The sequence below is a fragment of the Halorubrum luteum genome (assembly GCF_054652935.1).
On the sequence record NZ_BAAIGT010000002.1, the window covers coordinates 2,037,409 to 2,056,346 of the forward strand.

At 67.1% G+C, this 18,938-nt stretch carries 17 protein-coding genes; 6 read left to right on the forward strand and 11 right to left on the reverse strand.

Annotation, left to right across the window (positions count from 1 at the left end; translation table 11 throughout):
• Entirely contained in the window at window positions 1-1,389 is a 1,389-nt protein-coding gene (locus ACYQ0R_RS10045; protein WP_459823158.1) for an FAD-dependent oxidoreductase, read from the reverse strand.
• Window positions 1,390-1,621: 232 nt separating this feature from the next.
• Here ACYQ0R_RS10045 and serA point away from each other — a divergent pair, with 232 nt between their 5' ends.
• Complete coding sequence (gene serA / locus ACYQ0R_RS10050) at window positions 1,622-3,226, forward strand: phosphoglycerate dehydrogenase (RefSeq protein ID WP_459823160.1); 1,605 nt, start codon at window positions 1,622-1,624, stop codon at window positions 3,224-3,226.
• Between the two features lie 12 nt (window positions 3,227-3,238).
• Here serA and ACYQ0R_RS10055 read toward each other — a convergent pair whose 3' ends face one another.
• Entirely contained in the window at window positions 3,239-4,699 is a 1,461-nt protein-coding gene (locus ACYQ0R_RS10055; protein ID WP_459823163.1) for a dihydrolipoyl dehydrogenase family protein, read from the reverse strand.
• 39 nt (window positions 4,700-4,738) lie between these two features.
• On the reverse strand, window positions 4,739-5,704 hold the full coding sequence (kdgK1, locus tag ACYQ0R_RS10060; protein WP_459823165.1) for a bifunctional 2-dehydro-3-deoxygluconokinase/2-dehydro-3-deoxygalactonokinase: 966 nt from the start codon (window positions 5,702-5,704) through the stop codon (window positions 4,739-4,741).
• Window positions 5,705-5,965: 261 nt separating this feature from the next.
• Here kdgK1 and ACYQ0R_RS10065 point away from each other — a divergent pair, with 261 nt between their 5' ends.
• Window positions 5,966-7,666: a methylmalonyl-CoA mutase family protein gene (locus ACYQ0R_RS10065; protein ID WP_459823168.1), complete on the forward strand. Its 1,701-nt coding sequence runs from the start codon at window positions 5,966-5,968 to the stop codon at window positions 7,664-7,666.
• 60 nt (window positions 7,667-7,726) lie between these two features.
• On the opposite strand, the gene ACYQ0R_RS10070 is transcribed toward ACYQ0R_RS10065, so the two are convergent.
• Window positions 7,727-7,978: a DUF7999 family protein gene (locus ACYQ0R_RS10070; RefSeq protein WP_459823170.1), complete on the reverse strand. Its 252-nt coding sequence runs from the start codon at window positions 7,976-7,978 to the stop codon at window positions 7,727-7,729.
• A 119-nt stretch (window positions 7,979-8,097) separates the two neighbouring features.
• Between ACYQ0R_RS10070 and ACYQ0R_RS10075 the strand changes: the two genes are divergently transcribed.
• A complete protein-coding gene (locus tag ACYQ0R_RS10075) occupies window positions 8,098-8,853 on the forward strand; it encodes a 4-phosphopantoate--beta-alanine ligase (RefSeq protein ID WP_459823173.1) in 756 nt (251 codons plus the stop codon).
• A 92-nt stretch (window positions 8,854-8,945) separates the two neighbouring features.
• Here the strand turns inward: ACYQ0R_RS10075 and ACYQ0R_RS10080 are convergent, their stop codons facing one another.
• Together ACYQ0R_RS10080 and lonB are read right to left on the reverse strand one after the other, a co-directional pair.
• A complete protein-coding gene (locus ACYQ0R_RS10080) occupies window positions 8,946-9,773 on the reverse strand; it encodes a CPBP family intramembrane glutamic endopeptidase (protein ID WP_459823176.1) in 828 nt (275 codons plus the stop codon).
• A 24-nt stretch (window positions 9,774-9,797) separates the two neighbouring features.
• Window positions 9,798-12,101, reverse strand: a complete 2,304-nt coding sequence (gene lonB, locus ACYQ0R_RS10085) for an ATP-dependent protease LonB (protein ID WP_459823179.1) — start codon at window positions 12,099-12,101, stop codon at window positions 9,798-9,800.
• Window positions 12,102-12,271: 170 nt separating this feature from the next.
• On the opposite strand from lonB, the gene ACYQ0R_RS10090 reads away from it, so the two are divergent.
• Both ACYQ0R_RS10090 and ACYQ0R_RS10095 read left to right on the forward strand, forming a co-directional pair.
• Window positions 12,272-12,790: a nicotinamide-nucleotide adenylyltransferase gene (locus ACYQ0R_RS10090; protein WP_459823182.1), complete on the forward strand. Its 519-nt coding sequence runs from the start codon at window positions 12,272-12,274 to the stop codon at window positions 12,788-12,790.
• A 102-nt stretch (window positions 12,791-12,892) separates the two neighbouring features.
• Window positions 12,893-13,759, forward strand: coding sequence for an SAM hydrolase/SAM-dependent halogenase family protein (locus tag ACYQ0R_RS10095; protein WP_459823185.1), 867 nt, complete (start codon window positions 12,893-12,895; stop codon window positions 13,757-13,759).
• A 30-nt stretch (window positions 13,760-13,789) separates the two neighbouring features.
• Here the strand turns inward: ACYQ0R_RS10095 and ACYQ0R_RS10100 are convergent, their stop codons facing one another.
• Together ACYQ0R_RS10100 and ACYQ0R_RS10105 are read right to left on the reverse strand one after the other, a co-directional pair.
• Window positions 13,790-14,944 (reverse strand): DUF63 family protein, encoded by a 1,155-nt coding sequence (locus tag ACYQ0R_RS10100; protein WP_459823187.1) that lies wholly within the window; start codon window positions 14,942-14,944, stop codon window positions 13,790-13,792.
• 122 nt (window positions 14,945-15,066) lie between these two features.
• A complete protein-coding gene (locus ACYQ0R_RS10105; protein ID WP_459823189.1) occupies window positions 15,067-15,516 on the reverse strand; it encodes an Lrp/AsnC family transcriptional regulator in 450 nt (149 codons plus the stop codon).
• Window positions 15,517-15,695: 179 nt separating this feature from the next.
• Between ACYQ0R_RS10105 and ACYQ0R_RS10110 the strand changes: the two genes are divergently transcribed.
• Window positions 15,696-16,769: an NAD(P)/FAD-dependent oxidoreductase gene (locus tag ACYQ0R_RS10110; protein ID WP_459823191.1), complete on the forward strand. Its 1,074-nt coding sequence runs from the start codon at window positions 15,696-15,698 to the stop codon at window positions 16,767-16,769.
• Window positions 16,770-16,970: 201 nt separating this feature from the next.
• On the opposite strand, the gene ACYQ0R_RS10115 is transcribed toward ACYQ0R_RS10110, so the two are convergent.
• The 3 genes from ACYQ0R_RS10115 to ACYQ0R_RS10125 form a co-directional block, all read right to left on the reverse strand.
• Window positions 16,971-17,486 (reverse strand): DUF7523 family protein, encoded by a 516-nt coding sequence (locus ACYQ0R_RS10115; RefSeq protein WP_459825736.1) that lies wholly within the window; start codon window positions 17,484-17,486, stop codon window positions 16,971-16,973.
• A 2-nt stretch (window positions 17,487-17,488) separates the two neighbouring features.
• The gene (ubaA, locus tag ACYQ0R_RS10120) at window positions 17,489-18,301 is read right to left on the reverse strand and encodes an SAMP-activating enzyme E1 (RefSeq protein WP_459823193.1); all 813 of its coding nucleotides are present in this window, start codon (window positions 18,299-18,301) and stop codon (window positions 17,489-17,491) included.
• A 79-nt stretch (window positions 18,302-18,380) separates the two neighbouring features.
• Window positions 18,381-18,728: a PLD nuclease N-terminal domain-containing protein gene (locus ACYQ0R_RS10125; protein ID WP_459823196.1), complete on the reverse strand. Its 348-nt coding sequence runs from the start codon at window positions 18,726-18,728 to the stop codon at window positions 18,381-18,383.
• Window positions 18,729-18,938 lie beyond the last annotated feature (210 nt).

An 18,938-nucleotide genomic window follows, 5' to 3' on the forward strand; every position in this document is an offset into this window, starting at 1 on the left:
TCACCCGGACAGCTTCCCGTCGAGCACCTTCGCCGCGGTGAGCACCGGGTCCCAGACGGGGCTGAACGGGGGTGCGTACGCCAGATCGAGGTCGCGTAGCTCCGACAGCGTCAGCGTCGATTCGAGCGCGGTCGCGACGGTGTCGACCCGCTTTGCCCCCTCCTCGCCGACGAGGCTCGCACCGAGCACGCGCTCGCTCCCGCGGTCGGCGACGAGCGTCACCGACAGCTCGCTCCCGCCGGGATAGTAGTGCGCCCGCGTCGGCGCGTCGACCGTGACGGAGACGGGGTCGAACCCGTATGCCCGCGCCCGCTCGGCGTCGACGATCCCCGTCCGTGCGGCCTCGAGATCGAACGCCTTGAGGATCGCCGTGCCCGCGGTCCGTCCCACCGGCGTCGGGTCGCCGCCGACCGTCGACCCGATCGCTCGGCCAGCTCGGTTTGCCGTCAGCGCGAGCGGGACGTGGTCCGGCTCTCCGGTGACGACGTGGTCGGCCTCGGCGCAGTCGCCCGCGGCGTACACGTCCGGCAGGTTCGTCCGACCGTACTCGTCGGTCGCGATCGCACCCGTCGGGCCGGTCTCGACGCCGGCCGACTCCGCGAGCTCGACGTTCGGCGCGACGCCGACCCCGACGATCACGAGCTCCGCCGGCTCCGCCCGCCCGTCGAGGGTGACCGCAATGACACGACCGTCGTCCGCGGAGCCGTCGTCACCGCTCTCGAACCCGCGAACAGCCGTCTCGAGGTGGATGTCGACGCCCTGCTCGCGGACGTGTTTCTCGACCGCCCGCGCCGTTGGTTCGGCGAACGGCTGGAGCGTTCGCGACTCCATCTCGAACATCGAGACGTCGATCCCGCGGGCGGTCAGCGCCTCCGCGGTCTCGATACCGACGTAGCCGCCGCCGACGATCGCGGCCGTCTCCGGGTCGTGTGTCTCGATGTACTCGTCGATCGCGGCCGCTTCGTCCAACCCGCGAAGCGTGAACACGCCGTCGAGACCCATGCCGTCGAACGGCGGAACGACCGCTCTCGCGCCGGTTCCGATCAGCAGGCTCCCGTACGACTGCTCGAATCTGTCGCCGTCGGTCTCGACCGTGACGACGTTCGCATCGGGGTCGATATCGACGACTTCGTGACCCGTTCGGAGGTCGACGTCGCGGTGTTCGCGAAACGCTTCCGGGGTCACCGCGACGAGCTCCTCGAGCGTCTCGACGTCGCCTTTCAGGTAGTACGGCATGCCGCAGGCGGCGTACGACACCCACTCACCCTGCTCGAAGACGACCACGTCGAGGTCGGGGTTCTCCCGTTTGGCCTTGCTTGCTGCGCTCATCCCTGCGGCGTCACCGCCGACCACGACGAACGGACCGCTCGCGTTGGACATCTCGCTCATGCGTACACGTATGCTCGGAGTACGCTAAAGTATTGTGGAAATCGGACAATACAAACCTTCGAACGAGCGATCGAAATTTTCGTCTCGATATCTCTCCGGTCGAGTGAATGGTCACGATAGGACGTATTTCTGGCCGACTGTTGCGCTTCAGATTCATCATCGTGGATCGACATTCGCGGCTCGTCGGATCGATTGAGAAAGGGTTAACAACGCGCCGTGGGTCGATATGGATATGAAGGTACTCGTGACGGACCCGGTCGCTGATGCGGGTTTGGACCGACTCCGTGAGGAGGGGTACGAGGTCGAAACCGCCTACGATGTCGAGGGTGAGGCGCTGCTGGAGGCGGTATCCGACGCCAACGCGCTCGTCGTTCGGTCCGGAACGGAGGTCGACGCCGAGGTGTTCGAGGCCGCGCCGGATCTCGTCATCGTCGGGCGCGCGGGGATCGGCGTCGACAACATCGACATCGAGGCCGCGACCGAGCACGGCGTGATCGTCGCCAACGCGCCGGAGGGGAACGTTCGCGCCGCCGCCGAACACACCGTCGCGATGACGTTCGCCGTCGCGCGTTCGATCCCCCAGGCGCACGCCAGACTCCGTGAGGGCGAGTGGGCCAAAGGCGAGTTCCTCGGTACCGAACTGAACAACAAGACGCTCGCCGTCGTCGGGCTCGGTCGCGTCGGGCAGCAGGTCGCAAAGCGACTCGACTCGCTCGGCATGGACCTCGTCGTGTACGACCCGTACATCTCCGAGGAGCGAGCCGGGCGTCTCGGCGCGGAGCTCGTCGAGGAGCTCGACGAGACGCTGGCGCGTGCCGACTTCGCGACGATCCACACGCCGCTGCTGCCGGAGACGGAGGGAATGATCGGCGAGGCGGAGCTCGCCGAGCTCGAGGGGGGGTACCTCATCAACTGTGCTCGCGGGGGTATCGTCGACGAGGACGCGCTGGCGGCCGCCGTCGACGACGGCGTGCTGGCCGGTGCCGCGCTCGACTCGTTCGCGGAGGAGCCGCTCGACCCCGACTCGCCGCTGCTCGACGTCGAGGAGGTCGTCGTCACGCCACACCTCGGCGCGGCGACGGAGGCGGCACAGGAGAACGTCGCCGTCGACACCGCGGAGGCGGTGATCGCGGCGTTCAACGACGAGCCCGTGCTCACCGCGCTGAACGCGCCGTCGGTCGACGAAACGGCGTTCCCCCGGATCAAACCGTATCTCGCGGTGGCCGAGACCGCCGGAAAGGTCGCCGCACAGCTGCTCGACGGTCGGATAACCGACGTCGAGGTGACGTATGAGGGTGACATCGCGGCGGAGGACGTCGAACTCGTCACTGCGAGCGCGCTCAAAGGCGTGTTCGAGCCGTTGGAGTGGCAGGTGAACGCGGTCAACGCGCCGCGGCTCGCCGAGGAGCGCGGCATCGACGTCACCGAGGCGAAGACGCGACAGACCCAGGACTTCCAGAGTCTCGTCCGTGTCACCGTTCGGAACGGTGATTCCGAACTCGCCGTCGAGGGGACGCTGTTCGCCGGTGAGGACCCGCGAATCGTCCGGATCGACGGGTTCCGCGTCGACGCCGTTCCGTACGGCCACATGCTCGTCGCGCGCAACTACGACGAGCCCGGCGTCATCGGACTCATCGGGAGCGTCCTCGGCGACCACGAGGTGAACATCGCGGGGATGTTCAACGCCCGTGAGACGCAGGGTGGCGAGGCGATCACCGTGTACAACCTCGACCACGAGGTGCCCGCCGAGGCGATCGAGACGCTGGTCGCGGACGACCGTATCGTCGAAGTTACCGAGATCACGCTCGACGAGGCCGACGAGCAGGAGTTCGAGTAGACCCTCGTTTTTTCATTCGTCGCTGACGCCCGCCGCACACTCCCTGATGAGGCCGTCGACGTTCTCCGGGAGCGTCGGATGGTACGCGCGATCCGGCAGTTCCCTGACGTCGAGTTCCATCTCCACGGCGATCTGAAACGTTTTCGCGATCGTGTCCGCGTGGTAGTGGAGCCCCTGCCAGCCGAGCACGGTGCCGTCGTCGGCGTCGACGACGAGCCGCCCGAGCCCGTGCGGGACGTTCTTCGATTTAAATACGCCGTCGTCGCTCGCGTCGCGCGTCGCGACGACCGTCGAATGGCCGGCCTCGGCGGCGGACCGCGGCGTGTGGCCGACGCGTGCGAACGGGTACACGCCCGCCCCGGAGAAGACGACGTGGTGGTGCACGTTCGTGTACGGCTCGACGGGCTGGCCCCGGGCGTGGCGGACGATGTTCTCGGCGGTTTGAAACCCCTGCTCCTTGGCGACGTGGAGGATCGGCTCCCGGCCGTTGGCGTCGCCGACCACGAACGTTCGATCGTCGTTCGGCGGTCGCATCGTCGCGTCGATCCATCCGTCTTCGGGCGCTTCCGACGCGCGTCCGTCCAGCTTCGGATCGAGCGACGTGTTCTCCAGCTCGAGCGGATCGAGGTTCGGCTTTCGCCCGGTGAACTGGAACACTGCGTCAGCCTCGACGTGGGTCCCGTCGTCGAGGCCGAGACGGACTCCGTCCGGCGTCTCCGTGATCGACGTTTCGTACACCTCGGTCCGGACGTCGACGTCGAACTCCTCCCGGTAGATCGCCAGAAGCTCGTCACCGAACTCGGGGTCGGCCTCGTCGAGCGGACGTTCGTCGTGTTCGATCACGGTGCAGTCGACGCCCGCCTCCGCGAGATACGGCACCATCTCCATGCCGACGTAGCCAAACCCCATCACGACGCCGGTGTCGGGGAGATCGGTCGTGTGGAGAGTGTCTTTGCTCGTGTACAGGCGGTCAGCAGAGAGCTCGTCGAGGCCCGGCAACGCCGGGACGTTCGGCACGGAGCCGGTCGCGATCACGACGTAGTCGGCCTCGATGATCTCCCCGTCACCGATTTCGTCGGGGCCGCCGCCGATCTCGACCGTGCGGTCGTCGACGAACCGGGCGGGCGCGTGGCGGAACTCGATCCCGTCGCGCTCGGCCAGCTCGTGGACCGATTCCCGGCGATGGCCGGCCCAGTCGCGAGTCCGGTCGTTCTTCTCGGCGACGACCCGGTCCAGATCGAGCTCGTGTGGCTTCCCAGTGAGCCGCCCGTCGTCGCGGGCCTCGAATCGGTGAGCGGCCGCCGAGAGCAGCTCCTTCGACGGCATACACCCCTCCAGAATACAGAGTCCGCCGCCGGGGTCTCCGTCGTCGACCAGCGTGAGCTCGTCGACGCGTTTTCCGACGTGTGGTGCTAGCTCGCTCGCGACGGCCGCGCCGGCGCTTCCGTACGCTCCGATGACGACGACGTGCATACCGGACACGACGCCCCCGTCGTACTAAGAGTTGCTCACCTACCTGTCGATCCCGCTTCCACCGTCGACGACTCGCTCGACGTCCCCGCGGGTCACGACGGCGACGTCGCCGCCGATCGTTCGCTTCAGCGAGGCGGTTGCGGCCGCCCATTCGAGTGCTGCGGGGATGTCGCCGCCGCGGAGCCGCTTCGCGAGGAAGCCGGCGACGAACGCGTCGCCGGTGCCGATCGCGTCGAACGTCTCCGCCTCGTACACCTCCTGTTCGTAGACGGACCCTCCGCGTAACGCGACCGCTCCCTCGTGTCCGCGCGTGACGACGACGGTGTCGATGCCGAACTCGGAGGCGAGCCCGTGAGCGATCTCCACGGCGTCACCTGTTCTGTCGAGCACTTCGCGGGCGTCCCGACGCGGTACGAACAGCGTGTCGATATCCGCGAACAGCTCCTCGTAGGCGGCTCTCGCCGCTCCGGGCGCCCACAGCTTCGACCGATAGTTCAGGTCGAACGAGCGAGTGACGCCGGCGGTGCCGGCCGCACGCAACAGCGCGGCGGTCGTCTCGGCGGTCCGCTCGGAGAGCGCTGGTGTGATCCCGGTCGTGTGAAAGCGGTCGGCGTCCTCGAGGACGCCGGTCGGTAGCTCCTCGGGCGTCACCGTCGTGATCGCGGCGTCCGCGCGGTCGTAGATTACGTCCGTTCCGCGTGGCTCCCCGCCGTGTTCGAGGTAGTACGTTCCGAGTCTGCTCGCGTCCGGATCGGCCCACGCGACCCGTGGCTTGACGCCGTGGCTCCGGAGCTCACCCGTGACCCGCCGACCGAGCGGGGAGTCCGGGAGCTTCGAGAGCCACGCGGCGTCGACGCCGAGTCGGGCCGTGCCGACGGCGACGTTGCTCTCCGCACCGCCGGCCTGGACGTCGAGCTCGCGTGTCGTCTCCAGCCGCTCGCCCCGAGGCGGCGACAGCCGGAGCATCGTCTCGCCGAACGTCACGAGATCCGTCATCGCGCCCACCCGCTAGCCCGGTGTGCAGCCGTTCTCATACGTGATCGCTCGATTCGTAGTACAAAAGGAGCGGCGATCCGTGGTAGGCGTCGACGGGCGGTGGCCCTCGACGGGCGACGGCTCTCGACGGGCGGTGGCCCTCGACGGGCGACGGCTCTCGACGGGCGGTGGCCCTCGACGGGCGTCACCTGACGGTCGGGTGTTAACTGACGCTCGTTCGCCGAACGATCACAATCAATATTTATAAATTGAGCGGCGGAACCGTTACGCATGTACGACGACGAGGAGCTCGCCGCGATCCGTGAGGGACACGAGCGGTGGCGGGAGGAGACGCTCGATCCCGTGCTCGACCGCCATGGCGAGCGTCGCGAACGGTTCGCGACCGTGTCGAACCGCGAAGTCGACCGGCTGTACACCCCCGCAGACGTCGCCGACCTCGACTACGAGGCGGATCTCGGCTACCCGGGCGAGGAGCCGTACACCCGCGGCGTCTATCCGACGATGTACCGCGGTCGGACGTGGACGATGCGCCAGTTCGCGGGGTTCGGTACCGCCGAGGAGACGAACGACCGGTTCCACTATCTGATCGAGGAGGGCCAGACCGGCCTCTCGACCGCGTTCGACATGCCGTCACTGATGGGGATCGACTCCGACGACGAGATGGCGCTCGGCGAGGTCGGCAAGGAGGGCGTCGCCGTCGACACGCTCCGCGATATGGAGCTGCTCTTCGACGGGATCGACGTCGGCGAGGTGTCGACCTCCTTTACGATCAACCCGTCCGCGCCGGTGATCTACGCGATGTACGTCGCCATCGCCGACCAGCAGGGCGTCCCGCGTGCGGAGCTTCGGGGCACCCTCCAGAACGACATGCTCAAGGAGTTCATCGCCCAGAAGGAGTGGGTGATCCCGCCGGAGCCCTCCCTCGATCTCGTCACCGACACGATCGAGTTCGCGGTCGCGGAGACGCCCGCGTTCAAGCCGATCTCGATCTCGGGGTATCACATCCGCGAGGCCGGGTCGACGGCGACACAGGAGCTCGCGTTCACGCTCGCGGACGGGTTCGCGTACGTCGAGGACTGTCTGGACCGCGGGCTCGACGTCGACGAGTTCGCGCCGCAGCTCTCGTTTTTCTTCAACTCGCACAACTCCATTCTCGAGGAGGTCGCAAAGTTCCGCGCCGCTCGCCGGATCTACGCGAGGGTGATGGCGGAGTGGTACGGCGCAAAGGCCGAGGCCGCAAAACAACTGAAGTTCCACACCCAGACCGCGGGACAGTCGCTCACCGCCCAGCAGCCGTTGAACAACGTCGTGCGGGTCACGATGCAGGCGCTTGCGGGCGTGTTCGGCGGCACCCAGAGTCTTCACACGAACTCCTTCGACGAGGCGCTCGCGCTTCCGTCCGAGCGGGCGGTTCGCGTCGCGCTTCGAACCCAGCAGATCATCGCCGAGGAGTCCGGCGCGGCCGACGTCGTCGATCCGCTCGGCGGCTCGTTCGCCGTCGAGGCGCTCACCGACGAGATCGAGTCGGACGCGATGACGTACATCGAGGAGATCAGAGGAATGGGCGACGGCTCCGTCCGCGACGGGGTGCTCTACGGGATCGAGCAAGGGTACTTCCACCGCGAGATCCAGGAGTCCGCATACGAGTATCAGGAGCGTGTCGACGAGGGCGCGGAGACGGTCGTCGGCGTCAACGCCTACGAGATCGAAGAGGAGACGAAACCGGATCTGCTCCGCGTCGACGAGACGACCCGGGAGCGGCAGACCGACCGCCTCGACGCCGTCAAGGCGGACCGTGACGACGACGCGGTCGAGCGCACGCTCGACGACATCCGAGCCGCTATCGACGACGACGAGAACGTCCTTCCCGCGATCGTCGACGCCGTAAAGGCGTACGCGACGATGGGCGAGATCATGGCCGTGTTCGAATCGGAGTACGGTACGTATCGCGAGCGGATCGGGGTTGCGTGAGGAGTTGGCGGACGGAGTGGACGGACGGCGGAACGCACGTTTCCGGTCGACCGGTCGCGATCAGGGCGCTGCGGCCACGGCGTGTTCCACCGGCTCCGCGGCTTCGACGCGCCATGCGTTCCCGCGCCGCCCCGCCCGTCTGAGCTCGAGTTCGACGACGGAGCCGGGGTCCAGTTCCGCGAGCGCCTCCTCGGCGTCCGGACAGTCGTACTCGACGACGTGTAGCGTCTCGTTGCGCGGATGCTCGCGAAGGGTCATCGTTCCGTGGTCGTTGCAGCCGTCGACGACGGTGTACGTCCCACTCCGATGCATAACGTTCCGATATACGTGTCGAATGGAGTTAATTTTTGGGTGCCACGGGCCGATCAACTCGGATCGAGTCTCGCCCAGCCAACGAGCCGCTTTTATCCGTTCGACTGCCAATCGGCGATATGGCCGACACGGAGATTCCGGACGACCATCCCCGAGCCGCGTCGCTGCGGACCCGCCATCGGATCGAGGCGGGCGTCGAGAAGGGAATCACCTCGAAGCAGGGGCTCATCGCCCAGGGACGCGGGGAGGCGTTCGATTACCTGCTCGGCGAACGGACGCTCCCGAGCGCGGACGAGGCGGAGCGGGCAGCGGCGGCTCGACTCCTCCTCGCCGACCATCCAGTCATCTCCGTCAACGGGAACGTGGCCGCGCTAGCCCCCGACGCGACCGTCGAACTCGCCGAGGCGGTCGACGCCGATCTCGAGGTGAATCTGTTCAACCGGACCGAACAGCGCATGGAAGCGATCGTCGACCATCTCCGCGAGCACGGCGCGGACGGGGTGAAAGGGCTCGCCGGAGACGGGAAGATCCCCGGACTCGACCACGCTCGCGGCACGGTCGACGCGGACGGGATCGGGGCCGCGGACGTCGTCGTCGTTCCGCTGGAGGACGGCGACCGGGCGGAGGCGCTCGGCGAAATGGGAAAAACGGAGATCGTGGTCGATCTCAACCCGGCGAGTCGTTCCCCGCAGGTCGCCACGATCCCGATCATCGACAACGTCGTCCGCGCGCTCCCGAACGTGACGGCCCACGCCCGTGATCTCGCGGACGCGTCCCGGAGCGATCTTCGTACCGTCGTCGACGCGTTCGATCCCGACGAGATGCTCGCCGCCGCCGAGGCGACGATCCGCAACGGGTCGTTCGCCGACGAGTGAAGCGCCTCGGGTCAAGTCGTTCGAGAGACTTCGTCTCTCGCCGGCACGGAAATCGAAGGATTTCAGTACGACCCCGGGGGCGCTCGTCTCGTTTATGAGCCCGACGACGACTCGCTCACGCCCGCCGGATCCCAGCCGAACCCCTCCCGAACGACGAACTCCAGCGCGTTGATCACGTAGTGGGCGACGATTACGAGGAGGAGACTCCCGCTGACGACGAACACCGCCGCGAGCACGAACCCGAGCACGCCGGTGACGGCGATCCCGAGGCGCCCCTGAGCGCCGTGGCCGAGTCCGAACGCCACGGAGGAGCCGACCGCGAGCAGCCACGGATCCACCCCGAAACCGACCGCGAACGCGCCGATAAGCGCGCCACGGAACAGCGCCTCCTCGAAGACGGCGATCACGGGTAACACGACGAGAAGCAGGAGCGCCCACCCACGTCGGTCGGATGGAGCCATCGCCTCGCGGAGTCGCTCCGGAGCCGTCACGCCGAACCGGTCGCCGAGCCCCGCGGCTGCCTCGTTGCCGAGATAGAGAACGACGCCGACGGCGACGCCGACGAGCAGCACGGACGCCGTGATATCCGCCGCTGCGAGTCCGAACGCACGTGCCGGAACGCCGGTCCACCACGCGACCCCGACGAGCAGCGCCAGCGCGACTCCCTGCGAGAGCGCGACGTTCGCGAGGAGTAGCTCCGTCGTGAGAACCGGCTCCGCGGCGTTCGATACCGGCGTGTCGAGGTCGTCGGAATCGCGGTCGGCGGTGTCGGGGTGGTCGGCGGTGTCGGGGTGGTCGGCGTCGCCGATATCGTCGACGATACGGACCCGCTCCAGCGTCCGCTGGGAGCGACGGGTGAGGTACAAAAGCGCCAGCGTCATGACGACGGTCGCGACCGCGAACGTCGCCCAGTCGGTCATGTCGTGGCTGGTCGCGGAGCGGTGTTACTGCGGGCTCGGACTTGACGGGCTGGAGACGCCCTGCTGGTCTTTAAGCGCCGAGCCGGTGATCGATTTGAGTCGGGAGACGAGCGAATCTTTCTCGGCTTCGCCCTCCAGAGCGATGTCGAGCACCTCGCTGATGTGCGAGACGGGGATCACCTCGATCATCTCCTCGTACTCGTCTTCGATCATCACGTCCTGCTCGTTCGCCTTCGGGATGATGACCCGACTGCAACCGGCCTTCGCGGCCGCCTCGATCTTGTGTGTGACGCCGCCGACCGGCAGCACGTCGCCGCGCACGGACAGCGAGCCGGTCATCGCGAGGCTCTGGTCGACACCGACGTCCTCCAGCGCCGAGATGACCGCGGTCGCGACCGTGATCGATGCGGAGTCGCCGTCGACGCCCTGCTGGCCGGTCTGGATGAACTGGATGTGGATATCCTTCTCGGAGATGTTCTCGTCGGAGAACTTCTTGATGATCGCCGAGACGTTCTGGACGGACTCCTCGGCCATCTCCTTCAGCTGGCCGGTCGCGATCACCTGCCCGCCGCTCTGGGTGGGCGTCACTTCGGCCATCACTGGCAGCATGATCCCGGAGTCCTCGCCCATGACGGCGAGGCCGTTCACGCGGCCGGTGACGTAGCCGTCCGAGACCTGTAGCTCGTAGTCCTTCCGGCGCTCGATGTAGTCGTCGGCGAGCTGCTGTTCGATCGACCGCGACCGTCCCTTCGCCTGCAGCACGTGCTCGCGGGTCGTCTGCTCGGCGTCCTCGCCGCGAGCGATGTCGCCGGCGACACGAACGAGCCCGCCGAGGTTCCGGAAGTGCAGCGTCAGGTGACCCTTCCGGCCGGACCGCCGTTTTGCCTCGAGGATCACTTCCTCGACGGCCTCGGCGGTGAACTCCGGCAGGCGGCCGTCCTTCGCGACCTCCTGGGCGATAAAGCGGACGTACTTCCGGCGCATCTCCGGGTCGTCCTCGATCGTGTCCTCCATGTACACCTCGTAGCCGTACCCCTTGATACGGCTCCGCAGTGCGGGGTGCATGTTCTCCATCGCGTCGAGGTTCCCGGCCGCGATCATGACGAAGTCGGTGGGGACCGGCTCCGTCTGGACCATCGCGCCCGAGGAGCGCTCGGACTGGCCCGTAATGGAGAACTCGCCCTCCTGGATCGCCGTCATGAGGTGCTGTTGGCTCCGGATGTCGAGCGTGTTGATCTCGTCGATGAACAGCACGCCCTTGTTCGCCTTGTGGATCGCGCCCGCCTCGACGCGGTCGTGGCTCGGCGTCTCCATGCCGCCGGACTGGAACGGGTCGTGGCGAACGTCACCCAGCAGCGCGCCGGCGTGCGCGCCCGTGGCGTCGCGGAACGGCGCGGACTTCGTGTCGCCGTTGTTCACGAGCAGGTTCGGGATCATCGCGTCGGAGCCGCGGTTGAGGTAGCGGAAGACGAGGTAGACGACACCCGCGGCGATGATACCGATGAGTATCTGGCCGACGATGATGAGCGCGTACCCCAACACGACGGCGATGATGATCCACATGAGAAGCGACCGCATCTGGTTGCGCTTGCGGGCCTCCTCTTTGTGTGCGTCGACGATCTGTTCACCCTTCCCCGCCGGCACCGTCCGCACCTTCGGCTTGTTGCCGTCGTCGGGGTTGTGATACACCAGGACGTCCTGAAGCTCCTCTTTCGGGAGCAGCTCGGACATCGCCTTCGCCAGCATCGATTTGCCGGTACCCGGCGACCCGATCATCATGACGTGGCGGCGCTGTTTGGCCGCCTTGATGATCACGTCGCGAGCGTGCTCCTGTCCGATCACCTGGTCGACGAGTCGGTCGGGGATCTCGATCTCGGTCGTCGTGTCGATCTTGAGCCCGCCGAGGAGGTCGTCCTCGTCCGGGTCCTCTGCGATCTCCGCCCCCTCGACTTCGACGGTGCTGCCGAGCTCGTCGATGTCGCCCTCGTCGACCGGTTCGTCCGGTGCGTCGGGAGTGGTGGGCGCGTCCGGTGCGTCAGGGGTATCGGTTCCGTTCGGTTCGTCGGACCCGCCGTCGCCGGGATCGTCTTTGATCTTCGGGTCGTCCCAGATCGTCTCCTCGTCGGCGGGCGGCGTCGAACGCTCCCGCTCGGACGGATCATCCGGATCGGCGTTCTCGTCCGGATCGGCGTTCTCGTCCGGATCGGAACCCGTATCGACGGGGGCGTCCTCGCCGTCTCCCGACGGATCCGGGTGCCCTCCGGCCTCCGTCGTGGAGTCGGAGAGCTCCTCGGTCGTCGGGTCGTTCGTGTCCTTCTCGTTGCTCATAGAATCGATATTCGCTACTGAAAACGAAGGGAGCGCTACTGATATACTTTCTCCCCGAGAACGATCCCGAACAGAAGCCGGAAACGCGGGGTAGAAGCGCTATAGGTGCCGTATAATCCGGGAGTGGCGTCCCGCCGTATTTATAAATGACGCCCGCGCTACGTGGAACCATGCGGGGGTTCTACATCGGACGGTTCCAGCCGTTTCACAACGGCCACCGTCATATGGTCGAGGAGATCGCCGACGAAGTCGAGGAGATCGTCTTAGGGGTCGGCTCGGCCGGCGACTCCCACAGCACCAGAAACCCGTTTACTGCGGGCGAGCGCGTGATGATGGTGACGAAGGCCGTCGACGATCTCCCCGTAACTACCTACGTGGTTCCGATCGAGGATCTCGACCGCAACTCCGTCTGGGTGAGTCACGTTCAGAGCATGACGCCGCGGTTCGACGTCGCGTACTCGAACAACCCGCTCGTCATCCGTCTGTTCGAGGAGGCCGGCGTTGAAGTTCGGCGGTCACCGATGTTCCGGCGCGACGTTCTTGAGGGGACGGAGCTCCGCGAACGGATCATTCACGGCCGCGACTGGGAGGATCTCGTGCCCGACGCCGTCGTCGACGTCATCACCGAGGTCGACGGCGCGGAGCGGATCCGCCAGATCGCGGAGACGGACACGCCCGTCGACCAGTGATCGTCCCGCTCGAGCTTGCGCACCGTCCGGCCAACCACCCCACAGCAACCATTCACAGCAACCATCCGCAGCAACCATTCACAGCGACTACCCGTACACCCCATGATAACGCTCGCAAGCGACTTCGGATCGCCGTACCCGGCTGCGATGAAAGGCGTCATCCGTCGTGAAACCGACGCGGAGATACTCGACGTCGCTCACGATCTCCCGCGTGGTGACCCGCGTGCGGCAGCGTTCTGGCTCCGGTTCGTTCTTCCGGAGTTCCCGCCCGCAGTCCACTGTGCGGTCGTCGACCCGGGAGTCGGAACCGACCGCGCCGCAGTCGCGGTCCGCGCCGGCAACCACGTCCTCGTCGCGCCGGACAACGGGCTCGCACTCCCGCCGGCTCGCGCGCTGGCTGCCGACGCCGACGGCAGTGGACGCGACGACGGACGGCTCGGCGACGACGGACGGCTCGGCGACGACGGACGGCTCGGCGACGAGATCGAGTGCTTCGAGATCGCCGTCAGCGACCCCGCGAGCGCGACGTTCCACGGTCGGGACGTGTTCGCACCGGCGGCGGCGCGGATCCGGGAGGCGCTCGGCACGTCGGTCGCCGACGGCGACGTGCTTGCATCGACTCCCGGACTCACCCGTACGACGGAGTACGTCGACCTGACGCTTCCGGCGGCGACCGTTGCGGACGGCGTCGCTCGCGGCGAAGTGCTCGTCGTCGACGACTTCGGGAACGCGATCACGAACGTCCCGGGGTCGTTCGTTCGCGGCCGCGACCCCGACGATGATCGCCGGTCCGACCACGTTCGCGTGAACGGCGAGCCGGTCCCGGTCGCCGAAACGTTCGCGTCCGTCCCGCGAGGAGACCGCCTCGTCACCGTCGGAAGCCACGGCTATCTCGAGTGTGACGTCAACGGCGGTCGCGGCGACGAAGCGTTCGGACTGTCGCCGGGCGACGCGGTGCGGTTCTCGTAGTGGGGTCGGGCTCGGGAGCCGGTATCGATCTCAGATCCCGAACGTCGCACGCAGCATATCCCGCGTGCCGGGCCCGAGTCCGACGGCGAGCACGGTGATGAGGAGAAGCAGGGTGTATCGCGGTGACTCCTCGAACATCTCCCCGTTGAACACCCAGACGACGAACGTGGCAGCGCCGAGTTTTACCAGCAGGAACGGCCACGCGTCACCGGTGATCGCTACGATGGAATCCGGCAGGAGGCGACCGGTCCAGTTCACGATCAGCTCGTTTACGACGTGTTTGGGGACGAGGTTCGCGGTCCCGGTGAGCTCGGGCATCCAGTTGAGCCCGATCACGTTTGCGACGCCGTCGACCGCGTGTCCCCAGATGATGAGGAAGCCGGCGAATCCGGTGCCCCGATTGATCGACGGTTTCCACCCCTCGATCAGTCGCCAGACGAGCCACGTCGAGAGCGTGGCGATGACGAGCGTTAACACGAGTACCTGGGGATACACCGTCACGTACTCCGTGAGCGCAGCGAGTGCGATGAGATACCCGACCGTGATCACGAGCGCGACGCTTCCCAGCCCGAAAAGCGGTGTGGCGTAGTCGTCGACGACCCCGCGATCGGCGAGCGCGTACGCGGCGACGACACACACCAGCGTCACCGCGAACACGGTGAAGTAGATGAACGGGCTGATAAGCAGCGCGCTCCACGGGAACGGTATCATCGGCTCGGTGCCGGCTCGCATCGCGGCGATGCCGGCGTCCTCGACCGTGCGGAGCGCCCCGCCGAACAGCATGAACGGGAACAGCGCGTAAAAAAACCGGAACTCGTCACCGATCTCCAGCCGGCGGAGCAGGAATATCACGCCGATCAGCATCCCGAGCAGGATGAACACGTAGCTCACCGTCGAGACGGTGGTGTAGCCGGGGAACGCCACCACTTGTCCGGCCTCGACTGCGCTCGCACACTCCGCGGAGCTCGTCAGCAGCTCCGTCGTGCCACCCTCGCGGACCGCACACTGTGCACCTTGCCCGTCGGCGGCGACCGGACCCCAAAAGTACCGCCAGAGGAACGCATCGTACACCTGGCGCGGAAACAGAAGCGATCCGAGCGCGAGCGCGGCCGTGACGACGCCGACCACCGCGGCCCACGCCCGCTCGGGTGAGAGGTCGAACCGATCCTCGAGACGCGTGCTCATGTGCACCGTTCGGACGGTTCCCGAGTTGAGCGTTCCGGTCCCGTGTGGATCCGATGCGACACCGGGGGGGAAGCGACCGGTCGTCGTGAGACTGCAGGGAAGACCGAGCCGACCGGACCGTCTCAGATCGGCAGTCCGTCTGCCTCGTAGTCGGTACCGAGGATGATCATCGTCTGTGAACGCGAGAAGCCGTCCATATCGGCGATCCGTTCGAACATCAGATCGCGGAGCCGGTCCGTGTCCTCCGCGACGACCTTCAACATCACGTCCCACTCGCCGGTCGTCAGATGGATCTCTCGGACCTCCTCGATGTCGCGGAGTCGCTCCAGAGCGTCCTCCTCGCGTCCCTGCTTCACGCGAAGTCCGACCAGTGCGCTGACGCCGTAGCCGACGGATTTGGGATTCACCTTCGCGTGATACCCCTCGATGACGCCTGCTTCCTCCATTCGACCGACGCGGTCGTGTACGGTTGCACTCGACATGTCGATCCGACGGGCCACTTCCGAGAACGGGGTTCTGGCGTCGTTCTGGAGGATCCGGAGGATCGCGCGGTCCGTGTCGTCTAGCTCCATGTGTGGGGCTCACCCGCGGGACTCTTTGAAGTTGCGACCGGGCGGACGACGTTTCGTGTCGCCGAGATGGCATCCCGCGGCGCATTGGCGAGCGAACTGCGTCGTGCCAGCCGCTCAGTCTGGTGCGGATCGGACACGACAGCGCAACGTACATACCTCGCGATCGCGAACGGCCCAGTATGGACGAGGCAGTCGTTGACCACCGCCGGCTGATCATCGCCGGCACCGGTATCGCTGGACTGACTGCGGGGATCTACGCCGCACGGTCGAACAACGAGCCGCTCCTGATCGAGGGCGACGAACCGGGCGGTCAGCTCACGCTGACGACGGACGTGGAGAACTACCCCGGCTTCCCCGAGGGGATCTCCGGGCCGGAGCTGATACAGAACATGAAATCGCAGGCGACGAAGTTCGGCGCGGAGACTCGAAACGGCGTCATCGAGGACGTCTCGAAAGCCGACGAGGGACATTTCCGGGTCGAGCTCTCTGACGGTGACGTGTACACGGCCGATGCCGTCATCGCGGCGTCGGGCGCGTCCGCCCGAACGCTCGGCGTCCCCGGCGAGGAGGAGCTGATGGGGTACGGACTCTCGACGTGTGCGACGTGTGACGGGGCGTTCTTCCGCGGCGAGGACATGCTCGTCGTCGGTGGCGGTGACGCGGCGATGGAGGAGGCGAACTTCCTCACCAAGTTCGCGGACACGGTGTACATCGCACATCGCCGCGAGGAGTTCCGGGCGGAGGACGTCTGGATCGACCGTATCATGGAGAAGGTCGACGAGGGCGAGATCGAGCTCCTGTTGAACACCGAACTAACCGAGATCCACGGCACGCCGGCGGACGGGATCGACCACGTCACGCTCGTCGAGCATCCCGGCGGTCATCCGAAACAGAAGCTCGAGGCTCCCGCCACCGCCGACGACGTCGACGAGTACACGTTCGACGTCGGGGCCGTTTTCTTCGCGATCGGTCACACGCCGAACACGGCGTTCCTCGAGGGGACGGGCGTCGAGTTCGACGACGACGGCTATCTCCTCACGGAGGGAGGTCGCGGCGAGAATCAGACTGACACGGGTGTCGACGGGCTGTTCGGTGCCGGGGACGTCGTCGACTTCCACTACCAGCAGGCGGTCACTGCCGCCGGGATGGGCTGTCAGGCCGCCATCGACGCCGACGACTACCTTTCGGAGTTGGAACGGACCGGAGAGCTGTACGAACCCGAGGAGACGGCAGTCGTCGAAGGCGACGACTGACGGCTCGACCCGGCGACGACCGCAACCCTCCCGTCACGCCGGCGAATCGTATCCCAGCGTGGCGATCCCGAGCTCGTCGTCGTCGGCCTCGACGAGGAGGTCGACGGAGACCGCCTCCTCGCGGTAGTTGTACAGTTTGACATCGAGTGGCTCCCGGGCTCCGTTTGTCCGCGAGCGCCACTAGCGGCGCGAAACGACCGGTCACCCGACGGAAAGAACCGTATCGAGCGCCGCCTCGACGGTTCGGACGGCGTTCGCGCCGTCTCGGCGGTCGACGACGACGAGAAGCGCACCGCGAGCGACCCCCGCCGCTCGGACGGTGACGCCCACAGCTGATAAGCGTTCGAGCACCGCCGCCAGCGCGGCGGCGTCGACATCGCCGGTCGCGACGACCGCCGTTCCGTCACCCTCCGGAACGAGCGATGCCCCGGCCACGGTCAGTGTGGGTGCGTCCGTCGTTTCGACCGTGTCGACGTCGGCCATCCCGACCCCGCTTTGCATCGTCACGGTCGCGGTCCGGTCGTCGGTGTCGTACGCGGGGAGTTCGTCCCGAAATCGGCGGAGTGCGGTCGCGGCGGCCTCGATGTCGCCGTCGAGGCCGGCGTCCTCCGCGAGCCACGCGGCGGCCGCGCTGTAGTTCACCACACCGGCACGAAGCGCCGCGAGAAGGAACGGACGGGCCCGGACGGCCTCCCGGGTGTCGGCTGCCAGCGACACGGTCACTCGGCCTCGATCCGGCAGCCGTCGGTGTAGTCGATCCCCTCGATCGTGTCGATACCGTTCTCCCCGCAGACGGGACAGTCGGGTTTTCGTGCGTATTCGACCGTCTCGAACGTCATATCCATCGCGTCGTAAAAGAGGAGCCGCCCGCCGAGGGGTTCCCCGGCGTCGAGAAGCAGCTTCACGGCCTCCGTCGCTTGCACGCAGCCGACCGTTCCGGGCAACACGCCAAGCACGCCGGTCGCCGCACAGTCGGGGACGGTTCCGGGGTCGGGAGCCTCGGGGAACAGACACCGGTAGCAGGGACCACCCGGGACGAGCGTCGTCGCCTGTCCCTCGAACTTGTATATCGCGCCGTGGACGACGGGCACGCCCTCGATCCGGGCGGCGTCGTTGACGACGTATCTGGTCCGGAAGTTGTCCGCGCAGTCGACGACGACGTCGACGCCGCCGATCAGTTCGCGGGCGTTCGCCACGTCGAGTCTGGTCTCGTGCGTCTCCACGTCGACATCGGGGTTGAGCGCCTCGACGTACCGCGCCGCCGACTCGACTTTGGGCTCGCCCACGTCGGCGTCGCCGTGGACGATCTGTCGCTGGAGGTTCGAGCGCTCGACGACGTCGTCGTCGACGACCACGAGCCGCCCGACGCCCGCTGCGGCGAGGTACTGGATCACCGGGGAGCCGAGTCCGCCAGCGCCGAGCACGAGGGCACGCCCGTCGAGGAGCCGTTTTTGCCCTTCGGGACCGACTTCGTCCATGATGATGTGTCTGGAGTAGCGGTCGAGCTGAGTCGAATCGAGCGAGAGGGTCATACGCGTGCGTACCCGGCGCGAGGACTTAAAGCCGGAGTCGACTTCGCGTCCGGAGCCGCGGCGCCGCTTCCGTCCCGGATCAGGGATCGACGCCCGGCGGGTCGTTCCACTCGTCGCTCTCCTCGTCGTCGTCGGTCTCGTCCGCCCGCGTGCCGGCGGGGCCGAACGGCTTCTCGCCGCGTCTCGACTCGTGGACGGCGAACGTCGTCTCCCCCGTCGCGTACGGGTCCTCCTCGGGGTCGTAGTCGCGCTCCTCGCGCTCGAACAGGTACGCGAAGAAGCCGAACAGCGGAACGAAAAACGAGATCGCTGCCCACTTCCGCGGGCTCATCCCGTGGTTCGGCGCGTCGAGGTACGCGTACACCGCGAAGCCGACGAGCCACGCCAGCGGGATCCCCACGAGCACGGCGAGCAGGAGCGCGTCCATGCCGATCGGATGCGCTCGATCGCCTAAATCCCCCGGGTGACCGCGACGCGGCGACCTCCGGCGCGTTGATACGTGGATGGGTGATCGCCCGCGTGGGTGAGACCCCGGCCGACACGACCGTTTGAGGGCGTCATAGAACACTTCACACACCGACACGAGAACCGCTCGGTGCAGCCATCGCGGCGATCGATCTCGGGTGTACGTCGCTCA

What these genes read in the sequence shown, in the direction of transcription:
- ACYQ0R_RS10090 (WP_459823182.1), top strand. Translation starts at nt 12,272, where the DNA reads ATGCGGGGGTTCTACATCGGACGGTTCCAGCCGTTTCACAACGGCCAC.
- ACYQ0R_RS10070 (WP_459823170.1), bottom strand. Translation starts at nt 7,978, where the DNA reads ATGCATCGGAGTGGGACGTACACCGTCGTCGACGGCTGCAACGACCAC.
- ACYQ0R_RS10125 (WP_459823196.1), bottom strand. Translation starts at nt 18,728, where the DNA reads ATGGACGCGCTCCTGCTCGCCGTGCTCGTGGGGATCCCGCTGGCGTGG.
- ACYQ0R_RS10075 (WP_459823173.1), top strand. Translation starts at nt 8,098, where the DNA reads ATGGCCGACACGGAGATTCCGGACGACCATCCCCGAGCCGCGTCGCTG.
- ubaA (WP_459823193.1), bottom strand. Translation starts at nt 18,301, where the DNA reads ATGACCCTCTCGCTCGATTCGACTCAGCTCGACCGCTACTCCAGACAC.
- ACYQ0R_RS10065 (WP_459823168.1), top strand. Translation starts at nt 5,966, where the DNA reads ATGTACGACGACGAGGAGCTCGCCGCGATCCGTGAGGGACACGAGCGG.
- serA (WP_459823160.1), top strand. Translation starts at nt 1,622, where the DNA reads ATGAAGGTACTCGTGACGGACCCGGTCGCTGATGCGGGTTTGGACCGA.
- ACYQ0R_RS10080 (WP_459823176.1), bottom strand. Translation starts at nt 9,773, where the DNA reads ATGACCGACTGGGCGACGTTCGCGGTCGCGACCGTCGTCATGACGCTG.
- ACYQ0R_RS10110 (WP_459823191.1), top strand. Translation starts at nt 15,696, where the DNA reads ATGGACGAGGCAGTCGTTGACCACCGCCGGCTGATCATCGCCGGCACC.
- ACYQ0R_RS10100 (WP_459823187.1), bottom strand. Translation starts at nt 14,944, where the DNA reads ATGAGCACGCGTCTCGAGGATCGGTTCGACCTCTCACCCGAGCGGGCG.
- ACYQ0R_RS10105 (WP_459823189.1), bottom strand. Translation starts at nt 15,516, where the DNA reads ATGGAGCTAGACGACACGGACCGCGCGATCCTCCGGATCCTCCAGAAC.
- lonB (WP_459823179.1), bottom strand. Translation starts at nt 12,101, where the DNA reads ATGAGCAACGAGAAGGACACGAACGACCCGACGACCGAGGAGCTCTCC.
- ACYQ0R_RS10045 (WP_459823158.1), bottom strand. Translation starts at nt 1,389, where the DNA reads ATGAGCGAGATGTCCAACGCGAGCGGTCCGTTCGTCGTGGTCGGCGGT.
- ACYQ0R_RS10095 (WP_459823185.1), top strand. Translation starts at nt 12,893, where the DNA reads ATGATAACGCTCGCAAGCGACTTCGGATCGCCGTACCCGGCTGCGATG.
- ACYQ0R_RS10055 (WP_459823163.1), bottom strand. Translation starts at nt 4,699, where the DNA reads ATGCACGTCGTCGTCATCGGAGCGTACGGAAGCGCCGGCGCGGCCGTC.